Origin of the sequence: Bradyrhizobium mercantei, from assembly GCF_001982635.1 — a bacterium.
GTDB lineage: Bacteria > Pseudomonadota > Alphaproteobacteria > Rhizobiales > Xanthobacteraceae > Bradyrhizobium > Bradyrhizobium mercantei.
The window spans coordinates 415798-440000 of record NZ_MKFI01000007.1; the positions used below are offsets into that span (position 1 = coordinate 415798).

The 24203-nt window shown below is 64.8% G+C and carries 26 protein-coding genes (1 of these 26 running past the window's edge); 19 read left to right on the forward strand and 7 right to left on the reverse strand.

Going from position 1 to position 24203, the window contains the following annotated elements:
- The first annotated feature begins 103 nt into the window (after positions 1–103).
- Positions 104–1711, forward strand: coding sequence for a GMC family oxidoreductase (locus BI327_RS31795; protein ID WP_076865213.1), 1608 nt, complete (start codon positions 104–106; stop codon positions 1709–1711).
- A gap of 118 nt (positions 1712–1829) precedes the next feature.
- Here the strand turns inward: BI327_RS31795 and BI327_RS31800 are convergent, their stop codons facing one another.
- Complete coding sequence (locus BI327_RS31800) at positions 1830–2591, reverse strand: SDR family NAD(P)-dependent oxidoreductase (protein ID WP_076865214.1); 762 nt, start codon at positions 2589–2591, stop codon at positions 1830–1832.
- A 108-nt stretch (positions 2592–2699) separates the two neighbouring features.
- Between BI327_RS31800 and BI327_RS31805 the strand changes: the two genes are divergently transcribed.
- The 3 genes from BI327_RS31805 to BI327_RS31815 all read left to right on the forward strand — a co-directional run bounded on the left by BI327_RS31805 (position 2700) and on the right by BI327_RS31815 (position 5120).
- Positions 2700–3215: a CvpA family protein gene (locus BI327_RS31805; protein ID WP_076865215.1), complete on the forward strand. Its 516-nt coding sequence runs from the start codon at positions 2700–2702 to the stop codon at positions 3213–3215.
- Between the two features lie 136 nt (positions 3216–3351).
- A complete protein-coding gene (locus tag BI327_RS31810) occupies positions 3352–4134 on the forward strand; it encodes an SDR family oxidoreductase (RefSeq protein WP_076865217.1) in 783 nt (260 codons plus the stop codon).
- Positions 4131–5120: an NADPH:quinone reductase gene (locus BI327_RS31815; protein WP_076865219.1), complete on the forward strand. Its 990-nt coding sequence runs from the start codon at positions 4131–4133 to the stop codon at positions 5118–5120. Before BI327_RS31810 ends, BI327_RS31815 begins: the two co-directional genes overlap by 4 nt.
- A 187-nt stretch (positions 5121–5307) precedes the next feature.
- Here BI327_RS31815 and BI327_RS31820 read toward each other — a convergent pair whose 3' ends face one another.
- Positions 5308–5721: a DUF3775 domain-containing protein gene (locus tag BI327_RS31820; RefSeq protein WP_076865220.1), complete on the reverse strand. Its 414-nt coding sequence runs from the start codon at positions 5719–5721 to the stop codon at positions 5308–5310.
- A 116-nt stretch (positions 5722–5837) separates the two neighbouring features.
- On the opposite strand from BI327_RS31820, the gene BI327_RS31825 reads away from it, so the two are divergent.
- On the forward strand, positions 5838–6683 hold the full coding sequence (locus tag BI327_RS31825; RefSeq protein ID WP_076865221.1) for an MBL fold metallo-hydrolase: 846 nt from the start codon (positions 5838–5840) through the stop codon (positions 6681–6683).
- Here BI327_RS31825 and BI327_RS31830 read toward each other — a convergent pair.
- The gene (locus BI327_RS31830; protein ID WP_076865506.1) at positions 6680–7051 is read right to left on the reverse strand and encodes a hypothetical protein; all 372 of its coding nucleotides are present in this window, start codon (positions 7049–7051) and stop codon (positions 6680–6682) included. The two genes, BI327_RS31825 and BI327_RS31830, sit on opposite strands and share 4 nt — an antisense overlap.
- Before the next feature lie 12 nt (positions 7052–7063).
- Between BI327_RS31830 and BI327_RS42995 the strand changes: the two genes are divergently transcribed.
- From BI327_RS42995 to BI327_RS31855, 6 genes are all read left to right on the forward strand, one after another.
- Complete coding sequence (locus BI327_RS42995; protein WP_210191240.1) at positions 7064–7228, forward strand: hypothetical protein; 165 nt, start codon at positions 7064–7066, stop codon at positions 7226–7228.
- Positions 7225–7869, forward strand: coding sequence for a TetR/AcrR family transcriptional regulator (locus tag BI327_RS31835; RefSeq protein ID WP_076865507.1), 645 nt, complete (start codon positions 7225–7227; stop codon positions 7867–7869). Before BI327_RS42995 ends, BI327_RS31835 begins: the two co-directional genes overlap by 4 nt.
- Before the next feature lie 145 nt (positions 7870–8014).
- Positions 8015–8857 (forward strand): fumarylacetoacetate hydrolase family protein, encoded by an 843-nt coding sequence (locus tag BI327_RS31840; RefSeq protein WP_076865508.1) that lies wholly within the window; start codon positions 8015–8017, stop codon positions 8855–8857.
- Positions 8858–9000: 143 nt separating this feature from the next.
- Positions 9001–9615 carry a glutathione S-transferase family protein gene (locus tag BI327_RS31845; RefSeq protein ID WP_076865509.1) on the forward strand — a complete coding sequence of 205 codons (615 nt, stop codon included), beginning with the start codon at positions 9001–9003 and terminating at the stop codon, positions 9613–9615.
- 24 nt (positions 9616–9639) lie between these two features.
- Positions 9640–10830, forward strand: coding sequence for a serine hydrolase domain-containing protein (locus BI327_RS31850; protein WP_076865510.1), 1191 nt, complete (start codon positions 9640–9642; stop codon positions 10828–10830).
- Between the two features lie 72 nt (positions 10831–10902).
- Entirely contained in the window at positions 10903–11772 is an 870-nt protein-coding gene (locus tag BI327_RS31855) for an MBL fold metallo-hydrolase (protein ID WP_076865223.1), read from the forward strand.
- A gap of 246 nt (positions 11773–12018) precedes the next feature.
- Here BI327_RS31855 and BI327_RS31860 read toward each other — a convergent pair whose 3' ends face one another.
- On the reverse strand, positions 12019–12561 hold the full coding sequence (locus tag BI327_RS31860; protein WP_076865224.1) for a methylated-DNA--[protein]-cysteine S-methyltransferase: 543 nt from the start codon (positions 12559–12561) through the stop codon (positions 12019–12021).
- Between the two features lie 155 nt (positions 12562–12716).
- Here BI327_RS31860 and BI327_RS31865 point away from each other — a divergent pair, with 155 nt between their 5' ends.
- Entirely contained in the window at positions 12717–13526 is an 810-nt protein-coding gene (locus BI327_RS31865; protein WP_076865225.1) for an alpha/beta fold hydrolase, read from the forward strand.
- A 201-nt stretch (positions 13527–13727) separates the two neighbouring features.
- Here BI327_RS31865 and BI327_RS31870 read toward each other — a convergent pair whose 3' ends face one another.
- A complete protein-coding gene (locus BI327_RS31870; RefSeq protein ID WP_076865511.1) occupies positions 13728–14183 on the reverse strand; it encodes a carboxymuconolactone decarboxylase family protein in 456 nt (151 codons plus the stop codon).
- A 110-nt stretch (positions 14184–14293) separates the two neighbouring features.
- On the opposite strand from BI327_RS31870, the gene BI327_RS31875 reads away from it, so the two are divergent.
- From BI327_RS31875 to BI327_RS31895, 5 genes are all read left to right on the forward strand, one after another.
- Positions 14294–15160, forward strand: coding sequence for a sigma-70 family RNA polymerase sigma factor (locus BI327_RS31875; protein ID WP_076865227.1), 867 nt, complete (start codon positions 14294–14296; stop codon positions 15158–15160).
- A 65-nt stretch (positions 15161–15225) separates the two neighbouring features.
- A complete protein-coding gene (locus BI327_RS31880) occupies positions 15226–16482 on the forward strand; it encodes a M20/M25/M40 family metallo-hydrolase (protein WP_076865228.1) in 1257 nt (418 codons plus the stop codon).
- A gap of 685 nt (positions 16483–17167) precedes the next feature.
- Positions 17168–17842, forward strand: coding sequence for a GntR family transcriptional regulator (locus BI327_RS31885; RefSeq protein WP_076865229.1), 675 nt, complete (start codon positions 17168–17170; stop codon positions 17840–17842).
- A gap of 128 nt (positions 17843–17970) precedes the next feature.
- Positions 17971–18771 carry a phytanoyl-CoA dioxygenase family protein gene (locus BI327_RS31890; RefSeq protein ID WP_076865231.1) on the forward strand — a complete coding sequence of 267 codons (801 nt, stop codon included), beginning with the start codon at positions 17971–17973 and terminating at the stop codon, positions 18769–18771.
- Between the two features lie 157 nt (positions 18772–18928).
- Positions 18929–20236, forward strand: coding sequence for an NAD(P)H-dependent oxidoreductase (locus BI327_RS31895; protein WP_076865232.1), 1308 nt, complete (start codon positions 18929–18931; stop codon positions 20234–20236).
- Between the two features lie 250 nt (positions 20237–20486).
- Here BI327_RS31895 and BI327_RS31900 read toward each other — a convergent pair whose 3' ends face one another.
- The gene (locus tag BI327_RS31900) at positions 20487–21572 is read right to left on the reverse strand and encodes an NAD-dependent epimerase/dehydratase family protein (protein WP_076865234.1); all 1086 of its coding nucleotides are present in this window, start codon (positions 21570–21572) and stop codon (positions 20487–20489) included.
- A 307-nt stretch (positions 21573–21879) separates the two neighbouring features.
- Between BI327_RS31900 and BI327_RS31905 the strand changes: the two genes are divergently transcribed.
- A complete protein-coding gene (locus tag BI327_RS31905) occupies positions 21880–22968 on the forward strand; it encodes a TRAP transporter substrate-binding protein (protein ID WP_076865235.1) in 1089 nt (362 codons plus the stop codon).
- Between the two features lie 256 nt (positions 22969–23224).
- Here BI327_RS31905 and BI327_RS31910 read toward each other — a convergent pair whose 3' ends face one another.
- Positions 23225–23854, reverse strand: a complete 630-nt coding sequence (locus BI327_RS31910; protein ID WP_076865237.1) for a hypothetical protein — start codon at positions 23852–23854, stop codon at positions 23225–23227.
- A 318-nt stretch (positions 23855–24172) separates the two neighbouring features.
- Between BI327_RS31910 and BI327_RS31915 the strand changes: the two genes are divergently transcribed.
- Positions 24173–24203, forward strand: partial view of a GFA family protein gene (locus tag BI327_RS31915; RefSeq protein WP_076865240.1) — the 5' portion only. Its footprint extends 368 nt past the window's final position; 31 of the gene's 399 nt are visible here — the first part of the coding sequence; its start codon is at positions 24173–24175; the stop codon falls past the right edge of the window.

Below are 24203 nucleotides of genomic sequence, written 5' to 3' on the forward strand. Positions count from 1 at the left end.
TAACGGTTGGATGGATTGCTTCGCGGAGCCTGTCATCCGGCGGCGCTCCGCGCCGACCGGGTGGCTCGCAATGACCTAAAACGAAGACGAGGGGGAAACAAACGTGACTGACACATTCGATTTCGTGGTGGTGGGCGCAGGCTCCGGCGGCTGCGCGGTGGCGGGGCGGCTGTCGGAGGATCCGGCGACCTCGGTGGCGGTGCTCGATGCCGGCGGCAAGAACGACAATTGGGTGGTGACCACACCCGGCGCCATCATTCTGATGCTCTCGGGCAAGCTCAACAACTGGGCGTTCGACACGGTGCCGCAGAAGGGCCTGAACGGTCGCATCGGCTATCAGCCGCGCGGCAAGGGCCTCGGCGGCTCCTCGGCCATCAATGCCATGGTCTATATCCGCGGCCATCGCGCCGACTACGACCACTGGGCTTCGCTCGGCAATACCGGCTGGAGCTACGCCGACGTCCTGCCCTACTTCAAGCGTTCGGAGCACAACACCGAGCTCGACGGCGAATATCACGGCAAGGGCGGGCCGCTCAACGTCACGGGCCTGCAGTCCGACAATCCGGTCAAGGAGATGTTCCTGCAGGGCGCGCGCGAGGCCCAGTTCCGGATCCGCGACGATTTCAACGGCGCCGAGCAGGAAGGATTAGGCATCTACCAGGTGACCCAGCGGAATGGCGAACGCTGGAGCGCAGCGCGCGGCTACATCCATCCCCACATGGGCCGCCGGCCCAATCTGCGCATCGAGACGCAGGCGTACGCGACCCGCATCATCTTCGAGGGCAAGCGTGCCGTCGGCGTCGAATACATGCAAGGCAAGGAGAAAAAGGTGCTGCGCGCTCGGCGCGAGGTCATCCTCTCGGCCGGCGCGTTCCAGTCGCCGCAATTGATGATGCTGTCGGGCATCGGCGACACTGCTGCGCTCGGCAAGCACGGCATCGCCAGCGAGCATCATCTGCCGGGTGTCGGACAGAACCTGCAGGATCATCCGGATTTCGTATTCGGCTTCGCCTCCGACGCACCTTATTTCTCGGGACTGTCGTGGAGCGGCATCGGGCGGATCATCAAGGGCATCGGGCAATACCGGCGCGAGCGGCGCGGCCCGATGACTTCGAACGTCGCCGAATGCGGCGGCTTCCTGAAGACGCGACCCGAGCTCGACGTCCCCGACATCCAGCTGCATTTCTGCATGGCCATGGTGGAAGACCACGGCCGCAAGCCGCGCTGGGGCACCGGCTTCTCCTGCCATGTCTGCCTGCTGCGCCCGGCAAGCCGCGGCAGCGTCTGGCTGAACAGCGCCGACCCGCTGGCAGCACCTGCGATCGATCCGAATTTCCTCGGCGAGGACAGCGACGTCGAGACCATGGTCGCGGGCTTCAAGATGACGAAGCGGCTGCTCGACACGCCGGCGCTGCGCGCGCTGCAGCAGAAGGACATGTTCACCGCAGATGTCCGCACCGACGACGACATCCGCAGCGTCCTGCGGGCGCGCTCCGACACGGTCTATCACCCGGTCGGCACCTGCAGGATGGGCACCAATGATCCGCTTGCGGTGGTCGATCCGAAGCTGCGCGTGCACGGGCTCGAAGGCTTGCGCGTGGTCGACGCCTCGATCATGCCGACGCTGATCGGCGGCAACACCAATGCGCCGACCATCATGATCGGCGAAAAGGCCGCCGACATGATCAGGGCGGAGATGCGGGCGGGGTGACGGCCGCCGAGCGAGATCGTCATGCGCGGGCTTGACCCGCGCATCCATCGTTCTTCGACAAAGAGTTTGGCGAAGCAGGATGGATTGCCGGGTCAAGCCCGGCAATGACAGGCTCGGATCAATTCAACAAGAACCCGCCATCCACCGTCACCACGGTGCCGGTCATGTAGCGCGAGGCGTTGGAGGCGAGCAGCAGGATCGCGCCGTCGAGATCGGATTCCGCCCCGACCCGGCGCTGCGGAATCCGCTTGGCGAGCCGCTCGCCCGCCGGCGTCGACCAGAAATCATGGTTCATCTCGGTGTCGATATAGCCCGGCGCCAGCGCGTTGACGCGGATGTTGTTGCCGGCGAGCTCGAGCGCCATCGCCTTGGTGCCCTGGATCATGCCGGCCTTGGAGATCGCATAGGGCGAGACCGCCTTCAGCACGCCCTGCCCGAGCACCGAGGCGACATTGACGATGTTGCCCGGCTGCTTGCGCAGAATCATGCGCCGCGAAAGTTCGGTCGCGAGGAAGTAGGCGCCCTTCAGATTGGCGTTCACGACCGCGTCCCAATCCGCCTCGGTCTGCTCGGTCGCGAGCTTCTCGATCGCGATGCCGGCGTTGTTGATCAGAACCGTGACCGGGCCGAGCGCGGCTTCCGCGGCGTCGAGCGCTTTCGCAATGCCGGCAATATCCGCGACGTCCATCTGCACCGCAGCGGCGCGGCCGCCCCTGGCCTTGATCTCCTCCTCCAGGCTCTTCAGCTTCGCGGTCTGGCGCGCGGCCAGCACCACCGCGGCGCCATGTGCCGCCAGCACGCGGGCGAATTGCCGCCCCAGCCCCTGCGAGGCGCCGGTGATGAGGATGATTTCTTTACTGACATCGAATAGGTCGGACATCGACAGGTTCCCGGATTGAAGCGGACGATTGATAGCTACAATTGTCCCTGATGTAAGCAGGTTTGATCAACCAGGACACCGCAGGAGATTGGGGCAGGAATTCCCTCCATGAACCTCTTCGACCTTGCCGTGATCGTCGGATTGCTGTTCGCGGTCGTGACCGGCTTCACGACCGGCCTGTTGCGCAGCGCGGTCACGATCCTGGCCTATCTCGTTGCCATGCCGCTCGCGGTCGCAGCGCTGGCGCTGATCGGGCCCCACATCGCGACACTGCCGTCGTCGCCGTTTCCGCCCAACGGCGTGCTGCTGTTCGGTCTGTTCCTCGTGATCGGCGTCGTCCTCGGAAAGATGGCGCGCATGGTGCTCGACGACACCATCGGCGCGGAAATCGGTATCGGCGACCGCCTCGGCGGCGCGCTGCTCGGTGCGACCAGGGTCGGCCTCGTCGTGACCACGCTAGTGCTGGTGTTCGATCAGCTGGTGCCGCTCGCCCGGCAGCCGCAATTCCTCAACGGATCGCAATTGCGGCCGCTGTTCTCCGCGGCCGGACAAGCCGGATTCCGCTCGCTGCCGCCCGAAGCCACCATGGCGATCGAGCGGCTGCGCCGCGAGCAGCGCATCTAGCCGATCGTGCTCACCCGCCTGTTCCGGCCCGGCATGCACTTATGCATTGCACGTCCCTTACCGGCGCCGCCGAGCTTGGCTAGACTGGCGGCATCGAAGCTTTACAAACCTACCCCACATCACAGGGAGCGAACTCGTGGATCTTGGAATCAAAGGCCGCCGGGCCATCGTCTGCGCATCGAGCAAGGGACTGGGCCGCGCCTGCGCGATCGCGCTCGCCAATGAAGGCGTGCATGTCACGCTGACGGCGCGCGGCGCCGAGGCGCTGAAGCAGACCGCCGACGAGATCCGTAAGACCCATCCCGGCGTCACCGTCACCGAAATCGTCGGCGACATCACGACGCCTGCGGGACGCGAAGCCGTGCTCAAGGCCTGCCCCGAGCCCGACATCCTGATCAACAATGCCGGCGGCCCGCCGCCCGGCGACTTCCGCAACTGGACCCGCGACGACTGGATCAAGGCGATCGACGCCAACATGCTGACGCCGATCGAGCTGATCAAGGCGACCGTCGACGGCATGATGGCACGCAAGTTCGGCCGCATCGTCAACATCACCTCTGCCGCGGTGAAAGCGCCGATCGAAATTCTCGGCCTGTCCAACGGCGCCCGCGCCGGCCTCACCGGCTTCGTCGCCGGCCTGTCGCGCAAGACCGTCATCAACAACGTCACCATCAACGGCCTGCTGCCGGGTCCGTTCGACACCGACCGTCTGCGCGGCACCGCCAAGCCCGAAGCCGAAAAGCGCGGCATCTCGGCCGACCAGGTCCTGGCCGAACGCGCCAAGCTGAACCCCGCCGGCCGCTTCGGCCGTCCCGATGAATTCGGATACGCCTGCGCGTTCCTGTGCGGCGAAAAGGCCGGCTTCATCACCGGGCAGAACATCCTGCTCGATGGCGGCGCCTTCCCGGGCACGCTGTGAGAGCGGTCTGGTACGAACGGACCGGCGCGGCGCCGACGGTGCTCACCGTCGGCGAGACGCCGACGCCTGATGCCGGGCCCGGCGAGGTCCGCGTCCGTCTCGAGGCCTCCGGCGTCAATCCGGCCGATGTCGGCCGCCGCAGCGGCAACTATCGCGCGATGGAATTTCCCCGCGTGATCCCCAACAGCGACGGCGCCGGGATCATCGACCAGGTCGGTGAAGGCGTCACTCGCTTTGCCGTCGGCGATCGCGTCTGGCTGTTCAACGGCCAGCGCAATGGCCGCGCCTTCGGCACCGCCGCCGAATACATCACGCTTGCCGATTACCTGGTGACGCCACTGCCGCAGGACGTGTCGTTCGCGGCTGGAGCGACGCTTGGCATCCCCTGCATGACCGCGTGGTGCGCGTTATTTGCCGACGGCCCGATCTCCGGCCAGACGGTGCTGGTCACCGGCGGCGCCGGCGCGGTCGGTCACTATGCCGTGCAATTGGCAAAATGGGGCGGCGCGCGGGTGATCGCGACGGTCAGTTCGCAGGTCAAGGACGTCGAGGCGCGGCTTGCCGGCGCCGACACCGTCGTCAACTACCGGACTGAGGACGTCGTCGCCAAGGTGATGGCTTTCACCGAGAACCGCGGCGTCGACCGCGTGATCGATGTCGATTTCGGCGGCAACCTCGCGACCACGCTGAAGCTGATGGCGCTGAACTCGACGATTGTGGTCTACGCCACCAACGGCAACCGCACGCCGGTACTGCCGGTCCGCGAATTGATGGAGAAATGCATCACGGTACGCTCGCTGGTACTGTTCGCGTTGCCACCGCCGCTGCTCGCGGCCGCGCAGGCCGACATCACGCAGTGGCTGGCGTCAGGCACCCGCGTGCACAATATCGCCGGACAATTCGCGCTGGCAGAGACCGCCGACGCCCATCTCGCCGTCGAGAAGGGCGACAAGATCGGCACCGTGATCGTCGACTGCGCGCGATAGCTCGCGTTGCTATCTTCTCCCTCGCCCCGTTCTTACGGGGAGAGGGTTGGGGTGAGGGGCTTTCACCGCGAAGAAAGTGATAGCGGAGGATGCCGAGACTCCCCCTCACCCGGAATTCAAGCTGCGCTTGAATTCCGACCTCTCCCCGCAAGCGGGGCGAGGTAAGGAGAGCAGCACGCTTCTGCTCCTACTGGATCGGCGTGATGCGCTCGTCGCCGGGCGCGAGGCCGAACTCGTCGAGCCCTTCGGCGAGGAAATCGCCGAGCATCGGCTCACCCAGCAGATAGCTCGCAGTGCGGCCGTTGCGGCCGCGCGCGGCTTCGCGGCGCAGATCGGCCCACTCCTCGATCGTGCCGTCGCCGCGGCCGAGCCGCATCAAGGCGACGAGATCGACCTGCTCGTCCTCGCTCAGCGCGTCGATGAAGCCTGTGATCTCGCGCGCCACCGGATCGCTGCCGTCATCCTCGAGCACATCGATCATCTCGTCGTCGGCGCCGTTCGAACCGGAATCCGGATCGACGATCCCCTCCTTGACGTCGAATTCGCGCGCCTTCTCGATCAAGAAGCCAACTTTTTCGGGGGAGATTGTGAGTTCCGGCATTCGCGCACTCCTTGGTCCAACGAGGCGGTAACGCAGGAGGCGCCGACTTGATCCATTGCGCGGACGCGCGGAAACCCGCATGGTTCGGCCACAAACAAAAACAGAGGGCACGCCGCATGCACTGGACGATCGGCAAGGTCAAAATCACAAAAGTCGTCGAGCTCGAGACCGTCGGCAGCACGCGCTTCATCCTGCCGCTGGCCGGCCGGGAGGAGATCCAGAGCCTGCCCTGGCTGATCCCGCATTTCGCCAATGAGGACGGCCAGCTGAAGATGTCGATCCATTCGCTGCTGGTGGAGACGCCGGAGCACCGCATCGTCGTCGACACCGGGCTCGGCAACGACAAGCAGGGCCGCAACGTGCCGACCTGGAACAACCGCAGCGATCCGTTCCTGGAGAAGCTGACCGCGGCCGGATTTGCCCCTGACAGCATCGACACCGTGCTGTGCACGCATCTGCATGTCGACCATGTCGGCTGGAACACGAAGCTCTCCGGCGGCAAATGGGTGCCGACCTTCGCCAATGCGCGCTATGTGTTCGGCAAGACCGAGTATGAGCACTGGCGCGATCACAGCGACGATCCGGCGCACGCTGCGGTGTTCGCCGATTCCGTGAAGCCGATCGCGGATGCCGGCAAGGCCGAGCTGGTGCCGAGCGATCAACGGCTGACGGAAGAGATCACGCTGATCCCGACGCCGGGTCACAGCCCCGGCCATATGAGCATCCACATCAAGTCCGGCGGCGAGGAAGGATTGCTGACCGGCGATGTCGCGCATCATCCTTGCCAGATGTATCACCTCGACTGGTCATCGACGGCGGATTCCGACCAGAAGCAATCGGCCGCGACGCGCCGCGAATTGTTCTCGCGCTTTGCCGATACGCCGACGCTGGTGATCGGCGGGCATTTCAATGCCGGCCATATCAAGCGCGACGGCGACGCCTTCAGGTTTATCGCGCTTTAGCTCAAGCTGGCGCGCGCGAGGAAGAGCGCGTCGGCCTCGCTGGCGGCGATCGCGGCGGGATAGGGTAAGGCCTTGGCCCGTCCCGGGAGGGTGCGCTCGAGTTCGGCGCGCTCCGCGGCGTCATCGGCGATGTAGACGGTGACCCGGATCAGCCGGCCGAGCTCGGCCTTGCGTGCCTTCATCCACAGCACCATCGGTTTGCCGGCGGCGACCTCGGGCTGATCGTTGACATTGACGATCACGGCGAGTGGACGGTCAGCGGCAAGCAGTTCGGCGTATTCCGCGGTCCAATCGCAGCCATCCTGCTCGGTCTGCAGGCGGCCGGTCGCGATGAAGATGCCGGGCTCGGCTTCGCGAAAGAATCTCATGGAGCTTTCCTCATGATGACGACGCCAGACCGTGCTGATCGGGTCGATCCGGATGGCGGCGGCGCACAAATATCTATTGACCGACGGTCGGTCAATACAACTAAGCCGTTTCAAAATCATTCTAAATATGCGATCCAAGAATCGGGTATCAGGTGCGGATGGATGCTGACGGCATGATCGGGAAACGGCAAGCGGCGGCCACGCGCGCCGCGTCACAGCGCTGGCGGCGGACTCAGCCCGCCGAGGTCAGGGTTGACGACCTGATGTCGGCGGCGGCGGCCCTTTTCATCGCAAAGGGCATCGAGGCCACCACGATCGACGACATCGTCGGACGGGCCGGCGTCGCGAAGGGCACCTTCTACCACTACTTCTCGACCAAGGCGGATGTGATGATCGCGCTGCGCACGCGCTTCACGCAGGACTTCCTCGCCCGTGTCGAGGCGGCGATCGGCGAGCGCGCGGCGGACGATCATGCCGGGCGGCTGGCCGCCTGGCTGCGCGGCGCCGTCGGAACCTATCTCGCCAATGTCGAGTTGCATGACGTCGTGTTTCACGACTTCCCGCATCATCAGCGCCAGTCGTCGGAAAAGGACGACGTGATCGCCCAGATCGTCGCCGTGCTGGAGGCTGGCCGGAAGGCCGGCGTCTGGGCGTTCCCGAACGCCCGCAGCGCGGCGCTGATCGTTTTCGACGGAATGCATGCCGTGGCCGACGATGCGATCGTCGCCGGCACCCGCGATCCCGAGCCGCCGTGCCGGCTATTGGAGGAGATGTTCACGCGGATGCTGGCGGCGCCCGCCATCATGACCGGCATTTGAAGGAACGGCGCAAGGCGGCCACGCCGGAAGGTGATGGCTGCAATGCCATGGCCGTGAGGCGGTTGAATTTCCGCCCGCGCTGTTCCATGAAGCGTGTCGAGGTATACCAGTAACAATCCTCAAGACACCGTAGGGAGTGATCAACATGAAGCTTGTTCGTTATGGCGAAAAGGGCGCGGAAAAGCCCGGTCTGATCGATAAATCCGGCCAGCTCCGCGACCTCTCGGCCCATCTGAAGGACCTGACCGGCGACGCCTACGCGCCGGAATCGCTGAAGAAGCTTGCCGCGCTCGATCCCGCCTCCCTGCCCGCCGTTTCCGGCAAGCCGCGCTTCGGCGCCCCGGTCACCGGCATCTCCAAATTCGTCGCGATCGGCCTGAACTATTCCGACCACGCCAAGGAAACCGGCAACCCGATCCCCTCGGAGCCGATCTTCTTCCTCAAGGCCAACACCGCGCTGTCAGGCCCGAACGACGCGGTCGAGAAGCCGCGCGGCTCGACCAAGCTCGACTGGGAAGTCGAGATCGCCGCCATCATCGGCACCCGCGCCAAGTATGTCTCGGAAGCCGACGCGCTGAACCATGTCGCCGGCTACTGCATCTGCAACGACGTCTCCGAGCGCAACTTCCAGATCGAGCGCCTCGGGCAGTGGACCAAGGGCAAGTCGCACGACACGTTCGGCCCGGTCGGCCCGTGGCTCGCCACCAAGGACGAGATCCCCGACGTGCAGAAGCTGTCGATGTGGCTCGACGTCAACGGCCAGCGCCGCCAGACCGGCTCGACCTCGACCATGATCTTCACGATGGCGAAGTGCATCTCCTATGTCTCGCAGTTCATGACGCTGTTGCCCGGCGACATCGTCACCACCGGCACCCCGCCCGGCGTCGGCACCGGTATGAAGCCGCCGCAATATCTCAATGTCGGCGACGTCGTGACGCTCGGCATCGAGGGCCTCGGCGAGCAGCGCCAGGAAATCATCGGGGCGTAAGGTTCGGGCAACGCTCTATCAACGCGTCATGCCCGGGCTTGACCCGGGCATCCACGTCTTGGACCAGGCGCGCGGATCAAGACGTGGATGGCCGGGTCAAGCCCGGCCATGACAGCGGAAAGAATCTTCGCAAGGAGTTCTCCATGAAACTCACCTTCTCTCCCGCCTCCCCGTTCGCCCGCAAGGTGCGCATCGCGGCGATCGAGCTCGGCCTGATCGACAAGATCGAGTTCGTTCCGGCTACCGTCGCGCCGGGCACGGCCAACGACGAATATTCCAGGATCTCGCCGCTGAAGAAGCTGCCGGTGCTGATCCTCGACCATGGCGACGTGATCCTGGATTCCTACGTCATCGTCGAATATCTCAACGAGCTCGGCGGCGGCCGGCTGATCCCGGGCTACGGCCCGCGGCGCTGGAAGCTGAAGACCGACCACTCGCTGCTCAACGGCATGCTCGATTCCATGCTGCTGTGCCGCTACGAGAAGATGGTGCGGCCGCAGGGCTCGCTGTGGCAGGCCTGGTACGACGATCACTGGAACAGGGCCTGGGTCGGCATGGCGCGGTTCGAGAACCGGCCGGACGTGCTCGACGGCTCGTCGTTCGACATCGCTCAGATCGGTCTCGTCTGCGTGCTCGGCTATGCCGATTTCCGCTTCGCCGATTGCGGCTGGCGCAAGGCCTATCCCAAGCTCGATGCCTTCTACCAGCGCATGCTGGAGCGGCCGTCGGTGAAGATTTCGGCACCGCCTGCGGCGTAGCCGCGAATTGCAGGGGGAATGACGATGCGCCATCGCTTCCCCCGCTTGCTCATTCTCGGCGCGAGCCTCGCGCTCGCGTTGACGGCCTCATTCACCAATCTGAGGGCCGACGATATGACACCCGGACCACAGGACCACCCTTGCGGAGCGCCGGCCGCGCTCGACGACGGCTGGACGATTGCCGCGCCTGAGAGCGTCGGCATGGACGGCGCACGGCTGTGCGGCATCGCTGCGCGGCTCGGCTTGCGCAGCAGCGAGATCCATTCGGTGGTCGTGGCGCGCCACGGCAGGCTGGTGTTCGAGCAGTATTTTGCCGGCATCGACCAGCCGTGGGGACAGCCCGAAGGCCGCATCGACTTCACTGCGACGACCCGGCACGACATGCGCTCGGCATCGAAGAGCGTGACGTCGCTGCTGGTCGGCATCGCCATCGACCACAAACTGATCGCGAGCGCCGACGAGCCCGTGTTGAAATTCTTCCCCGAGCATCAGTCGGCGAAGAAAGCAGGATGGGACGCCATCACGCTGCGCCATTTGCTGACGATGTCGTCAGGCTTCAAATGGGACGAGACGCTACCCTGGAACGACCCAGACAACGACGAGCCGCATCTCGCCTTTGATGCCGATCCGATCGGCTACGTGCTGGCCAAGCCGATCGCCGCGCCGCCGGATACGCTGTGGAACTACAGTGGCGGCGGCACCGATCTGCTCGGCAACATCGTCGAGCAGGTCTCCGGCAAGCCGCTCGAAGCCTTCGCACGCGAGACGCTGTTTCAGCCGCTCGGCATCACCGATCTCGAGTGGAAGACCTACAAGAACGGCAAGATTGCCGCCGCTTCCGGCCTTCGCTTGCGGCCACGCGATGCCGCGAAGATCGGTCAACTGATGCTCGATCGCGGCATGTGGAACGGACAGCAGATCATCTCGGCGGACTGGGTCGCGCAATCGATCGCACCGCGCTTCCAGGCAGTCGGCTATTTCGGCGGCACGCTGTTCTACGGTTATCAATGGTGGGTCGGCCGGTCGCTGTCCGAGGGCAAGGAAGTGGGATGGGTCGGCGCTTTCGGCTGGGGCGGCCAGCGCATCATCGTCGTGCCCGATCTCGATCTTGTGATGATGACGACGGCAGCCCAGTACGGCCAACTGAAGGAAGGCCTTGCGGCGATGGACATCCTCGCCAACATCATCATTCCCGCCGTGCGCGACGCGCACTGACCTTTTTTGCGCGTTTTCTTTACGCGAACCGGACGCCACTTCGCTCGAAAACGCTCACGCCAAGGAATCACCATGAGCCTGAAATTTGCAGCCGGCGATCTCACCATTCATCGCATCGTCGAGCAGGAGACGACCTTCCTGCCGGCGCACGACATGTTCCCCACCTTGACGCCGGAGCTGCTCGCCGAGAACCGCGGCTGGATGAAGGCGGCCGGCGCGCTCGACGACAGCGACACGTTGATCCTGGCGTTCCAGTCCTACATCGTGAAGACACCGCACCACACCATCCTGATCGACAGCTGCATCGGCAATCACAAGCCGCGGCCGACGCGGCCGACCTGGAACATGAAGACCGACGACAGCTACCTGCGCGGCCTCGCGGCGGCGGGCTTTTCGGTCGACGACATCGACTATGTGATGTGCACGCATCTGCATGTCGATCATGTCGGCTGGAATACGCGGCTCGAGAACGGCCGTTGGGTGCCGACCTTCCCGAACGCGCGCTACGTGTTCGACAAGACCGAGTTCGACTACTGGACCGAGACCAATGCGAAAGCAGAGGTCGCGCCGTTCGTCGACAGCGTGCTGCCGGTGGTCGAAGCCAAGCGGGCCGAGCTCGTCGGCAATGATTTTGCGATCGGCGACCACATGCGCATCCTGCCGACCCCCGGCCATACGCCGGGCCATGTCGCCTTCACCTTCGGCCGCGGCAAGGACGATGCGGTGTTTGCCGGCGACCTGATGCACTCGCCGGTCCAGACGCTTTATCCGGAGATCTCGCCGAAATTCGACGTCGATCCGGCGCAGGCGGCAACGACGCGGCGCAGCTTCCTGGAGCGCTATTGCGACACCGACACGCTGTGCTGCCCAGCGCACTTCCCCTCGCCGTCGGTCGGCAAGATCAGGCGGAAGGGGAACGGGTTCGTGTGCGAGACGGTGTGACGTAAGCTGAACTCGCGGCAAGCTCGCTGCCACCCTCCCCTGGAGGGGGAGGGTCGGCTCACAGCGAACGAAGTGAGATGTGAGGCGGGGTGGGGTGATCTCTCAACACGGGCACTGCCCGATACGAGAGACCTTCACCCCACCTCGGTTCGCATTTCATGCGAACCGATCCCAGAGCGAGCTCCGCTCGTCTCGACCCCTCCAGGGGAGGATGAAGAGCGCACCTTCTCAGTCGAACAGGCTCGCTCAATCAAACAAACTCGGCGTGTGGTTCACCACCGCGCCTTCGATCTGCAGCATCTTCAACTTGGTCACGACGCCGCCATTGGCCGAGAAGCCGCCGGGTTTGTTGCCCGCCGCCAGCACCCGGTGGCAGGGCACCACGATCGGGCACGGGTTGCGGCCCAAGGCCTGGCCGACGTCGCGTGACAGCTCGACGCCGCCGAGCTGCTTGGCGATATCGCCATAGGTCATGGTCTTGCCCGGCGGAATCCTGCGCGCGATGTCATAGACGCCGCGGTTGAACTCCGGCACGCCGTCGAGATCGAGCACGATGTCGGCGAGGTCGTTCGGCTTGCCCGCCAGAAGCTCGATCATGCCGTCGATCGCGTGCTGCACCACGGCCGGCGGCGCCGCCTCGGTGACGTCGCCATTGCGTTGGGCAATCCGCTTGCGGGTCTTTTCCTCTGATCCCATCGGCAGCTGCACGCCGGTGACGCCGTGCTCGCCCCAGACGACGCCGCAGGCGCCGATCATGGTCTCGAAGATTGCAAAATGCTGGCCGGTCATGGCTCGCTCCAGATGTTCCCTGATATCTCTTTGGGCTCACGTATGAGCCTGCTGTTGATCTGAAATCTAGGCTTGGAGAATGTTGCTATCCACCCGAATTCCGTGGGAACTTCGGCTAAATCAACAACATCCCCCGCCCTTCGCGAGCCCTTAAAATGCACAGCCTCCACGTCAACGGTTTCGACATGCCCTATCTGGATATCGGCCAGGGTCCGCCGCTGGTCTGCGTGCATGGCTCGCTGTGCGATTTCCGGATCTGGTCGGCAGTGCTTGGTCCGCTGACGCGCCACCATCGCGTGATCGCGGTCAGCCTGCGGCATTTCTTCCCGGCGCATTGGGACGGCATCGGCGACACCTATTCGATCGCCCAGCATGTCGACGATGTGATCGCCTTCATCGAAAAATTCGACACCAAACCGGTCGACCTGATGGGGCATTCCCGCGGCGGCCACATCTGCTTCCGTGCCGCGCAGCGGCGGCCGGACCTGCTGCGCAAGCTGATCCTCGCCGAGCCCGGCGGCGAGCTCGACGAGAGCCTTGATCCGGACTTCAAGCCTGGCCCCTCGCCGCTGGCCGCGCGCTTTGCGGCATGCGCCGCGGAAATCGCCAAGGGCGATATCGACGGTGGCTTGCAGATCTTCATGGACGCGCTCGAAGGCCCCGGCGCCTGGAAGCGGATTCCGGCAACCTCCAAGCAGCTGTTGCGCGACAATGCGACGACGCTGATCGGCCAGACCCGCGACCAGCGCCCGCCGTTCTCGAAGGCCGACGCGGAGGCAATCAAGACCCCGACGCTGTTCATCGGCGGCGCCAACACCAAGGGCGTGCTGCCGAAAGTGCTGCACGCGCTGGCCGCCAATGTGAAGGGTTCGCGCACCGAGATGATCCCGGGCACCACGCACCCGATGTTCGAGCAGGCCCCGCAGCGCTATTGCGAGATCGTGCTGGAGTTTCTCTCCGCGTAAGCGATGTACCCTCTCCCCTTGTGGGAGAGGGTGGTGCGATGGCGCGCAGCGACATCGTGCCGGGTGAGGAGTTTCTCTCCGCGGAGAGACAGACCCCTCACCCGGATCGCATCTGTCGATGCGATCCGACCTCTCCCACAAGGGGAGAGGTGCAGTGAGCAAGCCGCAGGTCCTTTCCCAAGCACAGGGAGAGGGGGAAGATTACACCTTCCACGCACCGACCGGCTGGCGCACCGTAACGTTCAGCCGGTTCCAGACGTTGATCGCCGCGATCCCCAGCACCAGCGACGCCAGCTGCTGCTCGTCGAAATGCTTGGCGGCCTCGTCCCACACCGCGTCCGTCACCGGATCCTCGCGGTCGCTGAGCCGGGTCACCGCTTCCGTCAGCGCCAGCGCGGCGCGTTCGGCTTCGGTGAAATAGGGCGTGTCGCGCCAGGCGCCGACCGCGAACAGCCGCTCGTCGGTCTCGCCGGCGCGCCGGGCGAGCTTCGGGTGCATATCGACACAGACGCTGCAGCCGTTGATCTGGCTGGCGCGCAGATGCACCAGTTCGAGCAGCTTTTCCGGCAGCGCCGGCTTGGTGCTCTCGCTGAGCGCCTGCAGCGCCTTCATGGCCTCGGGAACAACCATCACCGGGTGGTTCATGCGGGCTTTCATCATGTCACTCTCCTGAGTTGCCGTTTGACGCCGCGGTGCCGATCTGTTGTCACATCGGCCCAGTTTCGTTCGTCATAGCCATGACGGAGCGGACAAAGGGAATGTGACCGATGGACGAGAAAAGGTTTTTGGCCGAGCAGTTCGAAGCCAATCGGCCGCGCCTGCGGGCGGTGGCCTATCGCATGCTGGGCTCGACCGCCGAGGTCGACGACGCCGTGCAGGAAACCTGGTTGCGGCTCGGCCGCACCGACACCGCGGCGGTCGACAATCTCGGGGGATGGTTGACCACGGTGATCGCGCGGATCTGCCTCGACATGCTGCGCTCGCGCAAATCGCGCCGCGAGGAGCCGATGGGTTCGCACGTGCCGGAGCCGATCGCGGACAATCCATCCGAGCGCGAGACCGAGATGGCTGACTCCGTCGGTGCCGCGCTGCTCGTGGTGCTGGAAACACTGGCGCCGGCCGAGCGGCTGGCCTTCGTGTTGCACGACATGTTCGCGGTGCCATTCGAGGAGATCGCGCCGATCGTCGGGCGTACGCCGGCCGCCGCACGGCAGCTCGCCAGCCGCGCACGGCGTCGCGTCCAGGGCGCGCCGCCCGCGCCGGATGCCGATCTCAGCCGGCAGCGCGGCATCGTCGAGGCTTTCCTCGCCGCATCGCGCAATGGCGATTTCGAGGGGCTGCTTGCGGTGCTCGCGCCGGATGTCGTGGTGCAAGCCGATCAGGCGGCGCAGCGGCTCGGCTCGCTGCCGGTGATCCGCGGCGCCACAGCGGTTGCCGAGAGCTTCAAGGGACGCGCGCAGGCGGCGCGAACCGCATTGGTCGACGGTGAGATCGGCGTTGCCGTCATCTTCGGCGGCAGGCTGCGCATCGTGCTGCGGGTCACGATTTCGGGCGACCGGATCGCGGCGATCGATGCGACCGCCGAACCTGCGCAGATCGAAACATTCGACGTCGAGGTGCTCGACCGCATCTGACGCGGCTGGAGGCGCGTGGATCACGATGCTAGTCTCTCGCTGCATTTTATGCAGGGAGGACAACAATGAAACTATCGGTCAAATTGCTCGCATCGGTCGGCCTGTTCTCGCTTACCGTCGCCTCGTCCTCCGCCCTTGCCGCCGCGGATGAAAAGCTGCGCGCGGCCGCCGAACAGGCCCAGCCGGCGGTGATCGAAAGCCTGCACGACATGGTGCTGATCGAGTCAGGCTCCAGCGACGTCGAGGGCCTGAGGAAAATGGCCGATTTCACCGAAGCGCGGCTCAAGGCACTCGGCGCCAAGACTGAACGCCGCAAGACCACGAAGGGCGCCGGCGCCGACATGGTGATCGGCACATTCGAAGGCACCGGCAGCAAGAAGCTGATGCTGATCGCGCATATGGACACGGTCTATGAGCACGGCATCCTCGACACCCAGCCCTACAAGGTCGACGGCAACCGGATCTACGGGCCCGGCATCGCCGACGACAAGGGCGGCATCGCCGTCATCCTGCATTCGCTCAAGATCCTGAACGATGCGGGCTGGCGCGACTACGCCAAGCTCACGGTGTCGTTCAATCCGGATGAGGAGGTCGGCTCGATCGGCTCAGGCGAGATCATCGCCGAGCTCGCCGATCAGCACGATGTGGTGCTGTCCTGCGAGCCGACGGTGGCGCCGCCGGTCGCCAGGAACGAAAGCCTCCTGCTCGGCGCCAGCGGCACCGCGACCGGAACGCTGGACGTCAAGGGCAAGGCCTCGCATGCCGGCGCCGCGCCGCAGCTCGGCCGCAATGCGCTGATCGAGCTCGCGCATCAATTGCTCCAGACCCAGGACGTCGCGAAATCGATTCCAGGCACGCAGCTGAACTGGACCACCGCGAAGGCCGGCACCGTGCGCAACCAGATCCCCGATCACGCCACCGCCGGCGCCGACATCCGCCTCACCATTCCGGACGGCGTGCAGAAGCTGCAGGCCGCGCTCGACGAGAAGGTGAAGAACAGACTGATCGCCGACACCGAGGTGTCGGTGACGGTCGTGGCGGGCCGCCCGCCCTTCGTCGCTGACGATCGCGGCCGCGCGCTCGCCAAACAGGGACAGGCGATCTATGCCGAGCTCGACCGCACGCTCGATATTGCGGAAATGACCGGCGGCGCGACCGACGCCGGCTACGCGGCGCGCAGCGGCAAGGCCGTCGTGGTCGAAAGCTTCGGCCTCGCCGGCTGGGGCTATCACGCCCGCGACGAATACATCGACACCAACTCGATCGTGCCGCGGCTCTATCTGATGACGCGAATCCTGATGGAGCTGGGCAAGGCGAAGTAGCGGGGCGGAAGCACTTGCGGGGAGGCCCGTTGCCAAAATATCGAAAACAACCCCATGCAAAGGAGCCGGTGGCCGGCGTTCGACCAGGCTGCTTGACGCTTTGCTGAGCGATTGCGGCTGGCTGATCGGGGATATGGTCCTTCGCACCCAAGCCGCAAAACAAGAGGCCGTCCTGATCTGGGCGGCCTCTCGTCTAAACGATCACAGCAACTTGGGGCCTGTGCACGGCTGTCGCCGGGACCGTCTACCAGCCCGCTTGGCGCATGCGGACCAGTTCTCATAAAAGCAGTGCAAGTGCTGCAATAGCGATGGGACAAAGCCCCAGTATCACGATGCCGGCCCGGAAAAAGACTTCGGCCACGGCATATCCCCACCTGAGGAAACGCATCAGTCTAGGTCCGGAACTTTTCTCGCGAAAAGTGCACTTTGTGCCACTTTCTCCCGAACCGTAATTCTACGGTGCGGCTCGTCACGCGCCCGTCGACGCATTTGACGCACCCGATGCGCCATTACATCCCCGGCAGATCACCGGAATCGATGCGAACGCCGGATCCGCTCAATCCTTAAAAATGACGATCTATCAATTACTTAACTCCACCGCGAATTGGAGCCTTGACCGCTCGCGCAACCGGCAGTAGCCTGCCATCCGAACACGGAATTCCGTATTCCAAATTGGACGGTCGGCATGATCCCGTTGGACCCGCTTCCGAACCTGATCGACCAGGTCTATGGGCGATTGCTCGAAGCGATCATCGACCGCTCGCTGCTGCCCGGCCAGCGCATCACCCAGAACGAACTTGCCGAAAAGCTCGGCGTCTCGCGCCAGCCGATCTCGCACGCGCTGCATCTGCTGCATCGTCAGGGCCTCGTCGCCGAGAGCGGCAAACGCGGCTTCGAGGTGACGCAGCTCGATCCGCAGCGCATCCGCGAGCTCTATGAGGTCCGCGGCGCCATCGACGCGCTGGCGGCACGGCTTGCGGCAAGACGCGCAAGGGAAGATGCCGCGGCACGCGCGCAGCTCGAGACCGCGCTCGAAGCCGGCCGCGCGATCGACGACAGCACGCCGCTAGCGCGCCTGATCGCGCTCGACGTCGACTTCCACAGCGCGATCTACCGGCTCGCCGGCAATTCCGCGATCGAGGAAATGATCGCGCCGCAATGGCCGCATATGCGCCGCTCGATGGCGACCGTGCTCGCCGAGCTCGATTACCGCGACAGCGCCTGGACCGAACACGAGAGCATTGCCGCGCATATCTTCTCCGGCAATGCCAAAGCAGCGGAGGCTGCGGCGCTGGCGCATGCGCAGACCGCGGGGCGAATGACGGAAGAGAAGCTGCGGGCGATCGACGTGGCGGCGTGAAATGTAGTCGTCATGCCCGGGCTTGACCCGGGCATCCACGACTAGTCTCACCGCTGAGCAAAAGACGTGGATGGCCGGGTCAAGCCCGGCCATGACGAGCCAATAGAAAACAACAGGAGGAAAGCACCATGAAACTGACCCCGGAGCAGATCGAATTTTTCCATCGCGAAGGCTGGCTGTTCCTGCCCGAGCTGTTCACCCAGGAAGAGGTCGACTTCCTCGCGCGCGAGGCGGTCGCGATCTATGACGCCAACCGCCCGGAGGTGTGGCGCGAGAAGAGCGGCGCGCCGCGCACGGCCTTCGCCGCGCATCTCTACAACGAGGCGTTCGGCATCCTCGGCGCGCATCCGCGCATGATCGACCCGATCGAGCAGCTGTTCGGTGAGAAGGTCTACATGCACCAGTTCAAGATCAATGCGAAGGCGGCGTTCACCGGCGACGTCTGGCAGTGGCACCAGGACTACGGCACCTGGAAGCGCGACGACGGCATGCCGGAGCCGCGCGCGATGAACATCGCGATCTTCCTCGACGAGGTGATGCCGATCAACGGCCCGCTGATGCTGGTGCCGCAGAGCCAGACCGCGGGCGACCTCAAGGCCTCGCACGATCTCGAAACCACGTCCTACCCGCTGTGGACGCTCGACGAAGAGACGGTGACCCGGCTCGTCAAGCAGGGCGGCATCGTCGCGCCGACCGGCAAGCCCGGCGGCATGCTGATGTTCCACGGCAATCTGGTGCACGGCTCGAGCGGCAACATCACGCCCTACCCGCGCAAGATCGTCTACCTGACACTGAACGCGGTCTCGAATTACATCCGCACCCCGACGCGGCCGGATTACATCGCGCACCGCGACTTCACGCCGATTCAGACCGTGGCCGACGACGCGCTGCTGCGGCTCGCCCGAGCGCCACGGCAGGCGGCGGAGTAGGCTGACGCCTGCCCACAACGTCGTCATGCCCGGGCTTGTCCCGGGCTCCACGTCTTAACATGCTCGCTGCGCCAAAGATGTGGATGGCCGGGACAAGCCCGGCCATGACGGAATCGAGGCAGCACGACACCTATCGACCATCTCTCGGACATCCAACATGAACCTGCATCACCTCCTCCAAACCCGCGCCGCCGCCGGCAAGCCGGTGCGCGTCGCCCTGATCGGCGCCGGAAAGTTCGGCTCGATGTTCCTGTCGCAGGTGCCGCACACGCCGGGGCTCGAGGTGCCCGTGATCGTCGATCTCGACCGCGACCGCGCGCGCGAGGCGTGCCGCACGGTCGGGTGGGACGACGCGCGGATCGGCAGAACCACCTTCACCGATGACGGTGCGCGCGCGATCGCCGGCGGTGCATTCGACGTCGTGGTGGAAGCGACCGGCAATCCCGCGGTCGGCATCCGCCACGCCCGCGCGGCGATATCAGCCGGCAAGCACGTCGTGATGGTCAATGTCGAGGCCGACGTGCTGGCGGGTCCACTGCTCGCCGAGGAGGCGCGCAAGGCCGGCGTGGTCTATTCGCTCGCTTATGGCGACCAGCCGGCGCTGACCGCGGAGATGGTCGACTGGGCGCGTGCCACCGGCTTTCGCGTCGTCGCCGCCGGCAAGGGTACGAAATACCTGCCGGCCTATCACGACGTGACGCCGGAGGGCGTGTGGCAGCATTACGGGCTCACCGCCGGCGAGGCGCAATCGGCCGGCATGAATCCGCAGATGTTCAACTCCTTCCTCGACGGCACCAAATCCGCGATCGAGATGGCGGCGATCGCCAATGCCTGCACGCTTGACGTGCCGTCGGAAGGCTTGCTGTTTCCGCCCTGCGGCGTCGACGATTTGCCGCATGTGATGCGGCCGCGCGACAAAGGCGGCGTGCTGGAGAAATCCGGTATCGTCGAGGTGGTGTCGTCGCTGGAGCGCGACGGCCGCCCGGTGTTTCGCGACCTGCGCTGGGGCGTCTATGTGGTGCTGGAGGCGCCGAACGATTATGCCGCCGACTGCTTCAGGCAATATGGCCTCAAGACCGATGCATCCGGCCGCTATGCGGCGATGTACAAGCCGTATCACCTGATCGGGCTCGAGCTGAACATTTCCGTGCTGTCGGCGGCGCTGCGCAACGAGCCGACCGGACAGCCGCGCGGTTTCCGCGGCGACGTCGCAGCGGTGGCGAAACGCAATCTGCGCGCCGGCGAGATGCTCGACGGCGAAGGCGGCTACACCGTGTGGGGCAAACTGATGCCGGCCTCCGCCAGCCTCGCCGCCGGCGCATTGCCGATCGGGCTCGCGCATCGCGTCAAGCTGAAGAACGACGTCGCCCATGGCGCGGTGGTGCGCTGGAGCGATGTCGAGGTCGACGAACGCAACGACACGATCAAGACGCGCAAGGCGATGGAGCAGGCGTTCTCGCGCTAGCGCTCGCTTTCACTCAGCTCTTCACCTCTCCCCGCTCTTTGCGGGGAGAGGCGAAGGCCGCCTTTGGCGGCCGTTCTTGAGAACGCCGAAGCTGAGCTTCGGCTATGTCGCATCGAAAGATGTGATCCGGGTGAGGGGCGAGGCACACGGCTCGACAAGCAGCAAAGTGCTCGCCGGATGGAAGCCCCTCACCCCGCCCTCTCCCCGCAAGCGCGGGGCGAGGGAGACGAGAGAGCGGTGCTCGGGCGACTCACGGTAACAGCCGGCTTGCCTTCGCCAGCTTGAACCATTTGCGGAACATGACTTCGGTATCCATCATCTCGGTGAAGCCGGCCTGGTTGATCTTTACCGTCGAGACGATCGAAGGTGGCCCGGACTCGGTCTGGCCGTAGCGCATGCTGTAATCGGCATATTGGAACGACAGGCCGACGAACTCCTCCAGGCCGGGCGCGATCAGATCGTGCGTCTTGCGCAGCTCGTCCCACTGCGCGATCCATTTCGGATACTCCTGCGCCAGCGACAGCGGCACGTGCTTGCCCGGCGCCATCTCGAGCGCATCTGCTACCGCCGGCCAGATGTTCTCCCAGGTGAAGACGTCGCCATTGGTGACATTGAACGCTTCATTGCGTGCAGCCTCGGCATCCCCGGACCAGGCGATCGCGCGCGCCAGGAGATCGACATCGACCGCCTGCGCGACGCGCGGCGCACCGCCGGGATAATCGAGCGGCCTGCCCTGCTCGCGCAGGACGGCCGCATAGACGCCGAGCGGCGGGATCAGATCCATCGCGCCACCCATGGCTTCGCCGATGATCAGGACCGGGCGCAGGATGCTCCAGTGCCAGCGCTTGCCGCGTTGCAGCTCACGCAGGAAATTCTCCTGCGCCCAATAGAAATTCGGTTGCTCGTACATTTCCGAACGCCCCTCGCGCGCCGGCACGGTGAGCGGCCGGACATGCACGCCATAGGCCTTGGTGCCTTGCAGCAGCGCGACGTGCTTGAGATCGGGCGCTACGGGTTCGAGCACGCCCATCAGATTGCGCAGCATCCGGTCGTTGGTTTCGATCTGGCCGGCATCACGCCAGCCGTCGACCAGGCTCGGCGCCTCATAGAGCGCGGCATAGATCAGATGCGTCGCACCGACGAGCTCGGCCGCGGCGCGGCGGCAATCCTCGGCATTGGTGAGATCGATTCGAACGTGCTGCGCGCCGTAGAGATCGCGCGGCTTGCGGCGCGACAGCGCAATGCGCACGCAATCGTCGGATGCGCCGAAGTGTCGCAAGGCAGCGTTGCCCACGAGGCCGGTCGCGCCGGCGACCACGACTTTCTTGTTGGCCATGTCCTAAAACTCCCATCTCGCCTGTCTTGCGTAGCAGATCGCGACAGGGCCGGCACCGTCGCTCCGGGTATCAGATGAGACCCGACGACGCCGCGTTTCCTTCGCACCTGCAACGAAGGCAACCGCTTGATTTCCTCCGGCAAACGATCATCCTGACCGGCGGAACCGGAATCTCGGATTTCCAAACACAAGAGCCCGTCGAGGGCCACCGGACACATTCACCACAGCAACGTCGATCGATCGGCGAAGAAAGACGGCACCAAGATCGTTCCCCTTGTCGAGGCATCGGCACACAGGAGGGAATTGCATGAAGCGTCGTGAATTCTTGAAGGCAGGCGGCGTCGGGCTCGCTGCAACGGCGGTCGCTGCACCCGCGGTCGCGCAATCGATGCCCGAGGTCAGATGGCGGCTCGCGGCGAGTTGGCCGAAGGCACTCGATACGCTGTACGGCGGCTGTGAATTCTTCTGCAAGCGCGTCGCCGAGATCACCGACAATCGTTTCCAGATCCAGTCCTTCGCCGCCGGCGAGATCGTACCCGGCCTGCAAGTGCTGGACGCCGTCTCCAACGGCACCGTCGAGATGGGCAACACGGCGCTGTATTATTACTGGGGCAAGAATCCCGCCTTCACCTTCGGCACGTCGCTGCCATTCGGCCTCAACACCCGCCAGCATATCTCCTGGCTGCAATGGGGCGGCGGCACCGATCTGCTCAACAATTTGCTCGCGGAATACAATTGCATCGGCATTCCGACCGGCTCGACCGGCGCCCAGATGGGCGGCTGGTTCCGGAAGGAGATCAAGTCGATGGCGGATTTCCAGGGGCTGAAATTCCGCGTCGGCGGCTTCGCCGGCACCATCATCGCCAAGGTCGGCGGCGTGCCGCAGCAGATCGCCGGCGGCGACATCTATCCGGCGCTGGAGAAAGGCACCATCGACGCCGCGGAGTGGGTCGGGCCGTATGACGATGAGAAGCTCGGCTTCGTCAAGGTCGCGAAGTTCTACTACTACCCCGGCTGGTGGGAAGGCACCGGCCAGGGCCACAATGTGATGAACAGGGACAAGTGGAACGCGCTGCCGAAGCACTATCAGGCCGCGATCCAGGCCGCGTCCGAAGACACGTTCACCTGGGTGACCGGAAAATATGACGCGGTCAATCCGCCGGCGCTGAAACGCCTGCTCGTGGCCGGCGCACAGCTGCGTCCGTTCCCGCAGGAAGTGCTGGAAGCCTGCTACGGCGCGGCCAACGAGATCTATGCCGATCTCGCCAAGAGCAACCCGCATTTCGGCAAGATGTATGCGAGCCTCTCCGCCTATCGCAACGAATCGCTGGCCTGGATGCAGGTCGCCGAGCTCTCGTTCGACAGCTTCATGATGCGGATGCGCACGCGCACCTGAGAGGACGTGACGGTTTTGCACCGCCGTCATTGCGAGGAGCTCGCGACAAAATTGCAGAGCAATTTTGCGCGGAAGCGACGAAGCAATCCATTTCTCCGCTTGCGGCGGGATGGATTGCTTCGCTTCGCTCGCAATGACGGGGATAGAGCAGTGCGCGCTATTTCGGTCGTCCTGAGCCGGACGCATTGTAATAAAAAAGCCCCGGAGAAATTCTCCGGGGCTCATTTTTGATTCGGGCTCGATTCGCGGGGACGCCTCAGTTGTCGTCGCTGCCGCCGAACTCTTCCATCAGCTTGTCATAGCTCTTGGTCACGAGATCGATATTGCCCTTGTTCTCGACCGCGGGCGGCGGCGACTTCAGGGCGTCGTTGAGGTCGGCGAGCGCATCCTTCTTGTCCTTGGCCGACATCTTCTTGTCGGCCTGGACCTGGGCGATCTGCGCCTTCAGCACGGCCTCGGGACCGACATACTTCTTGGTCTGCGGATCGAAGCCGCCGAGCACCAGCGAGATGTTGTCGACCACGCTGTTGTACTCGTCATAGGTCGCAAAGCCGTTCTTCTTGGCGATGCCCTCGAGCTGCGCGACGATCTTCGGATCGGGCTTGGCATCCTGGGACAGCTTTGCGGTGATCGGATCCATTTCCTTGGCCGCGGCGATCGCGCCATCGACCTGCTTGTCGGTCAGCGCGATCTGCTTGATCGGCGGGGCCTGGTCCTGCGCCGGAGCCGCGGCCGGTGCGGCCTGCGCGGGCTGCTTCGCCGCCGGCGGCGCCATCTGCTGCTGCTTGGCCTGCGCGAACGCGCCGCTGGTCGACGCTGCGGTCATGGCGATCGCGAGACACGCGACGCTCAACGCAGCAGTTACGGGACGGACGATCTCACGCATGGAAGTCTCCTTGTTGGGGCAGGTTTGCCGAGCTTCTTGGGGGCAAGAGGTACGGAAATCGAAATGAACGGCCCATGAACTTTCGTCGTAGACGATGACGGGCAATCGTGGCCGAATGATCACAAATCGTTCAAGGAGTGTTGATCGCAGCCGCCGCAGCAGTGCCGCGGTCGATCGCGAATCGCGCGCGGAGGCAACACCAGACCTCGCCGCAGGAGGGCGGATCCAGCAGAAAACATTGTCCCGCGTGCAATTCGATCGTTGCCGCACGCCGCGTGGCTCGCACATGCTTGCGAACCAATCGAAGGAAACAGCGACATGACCGGCTATCGGGGATCCTGCCATTGCG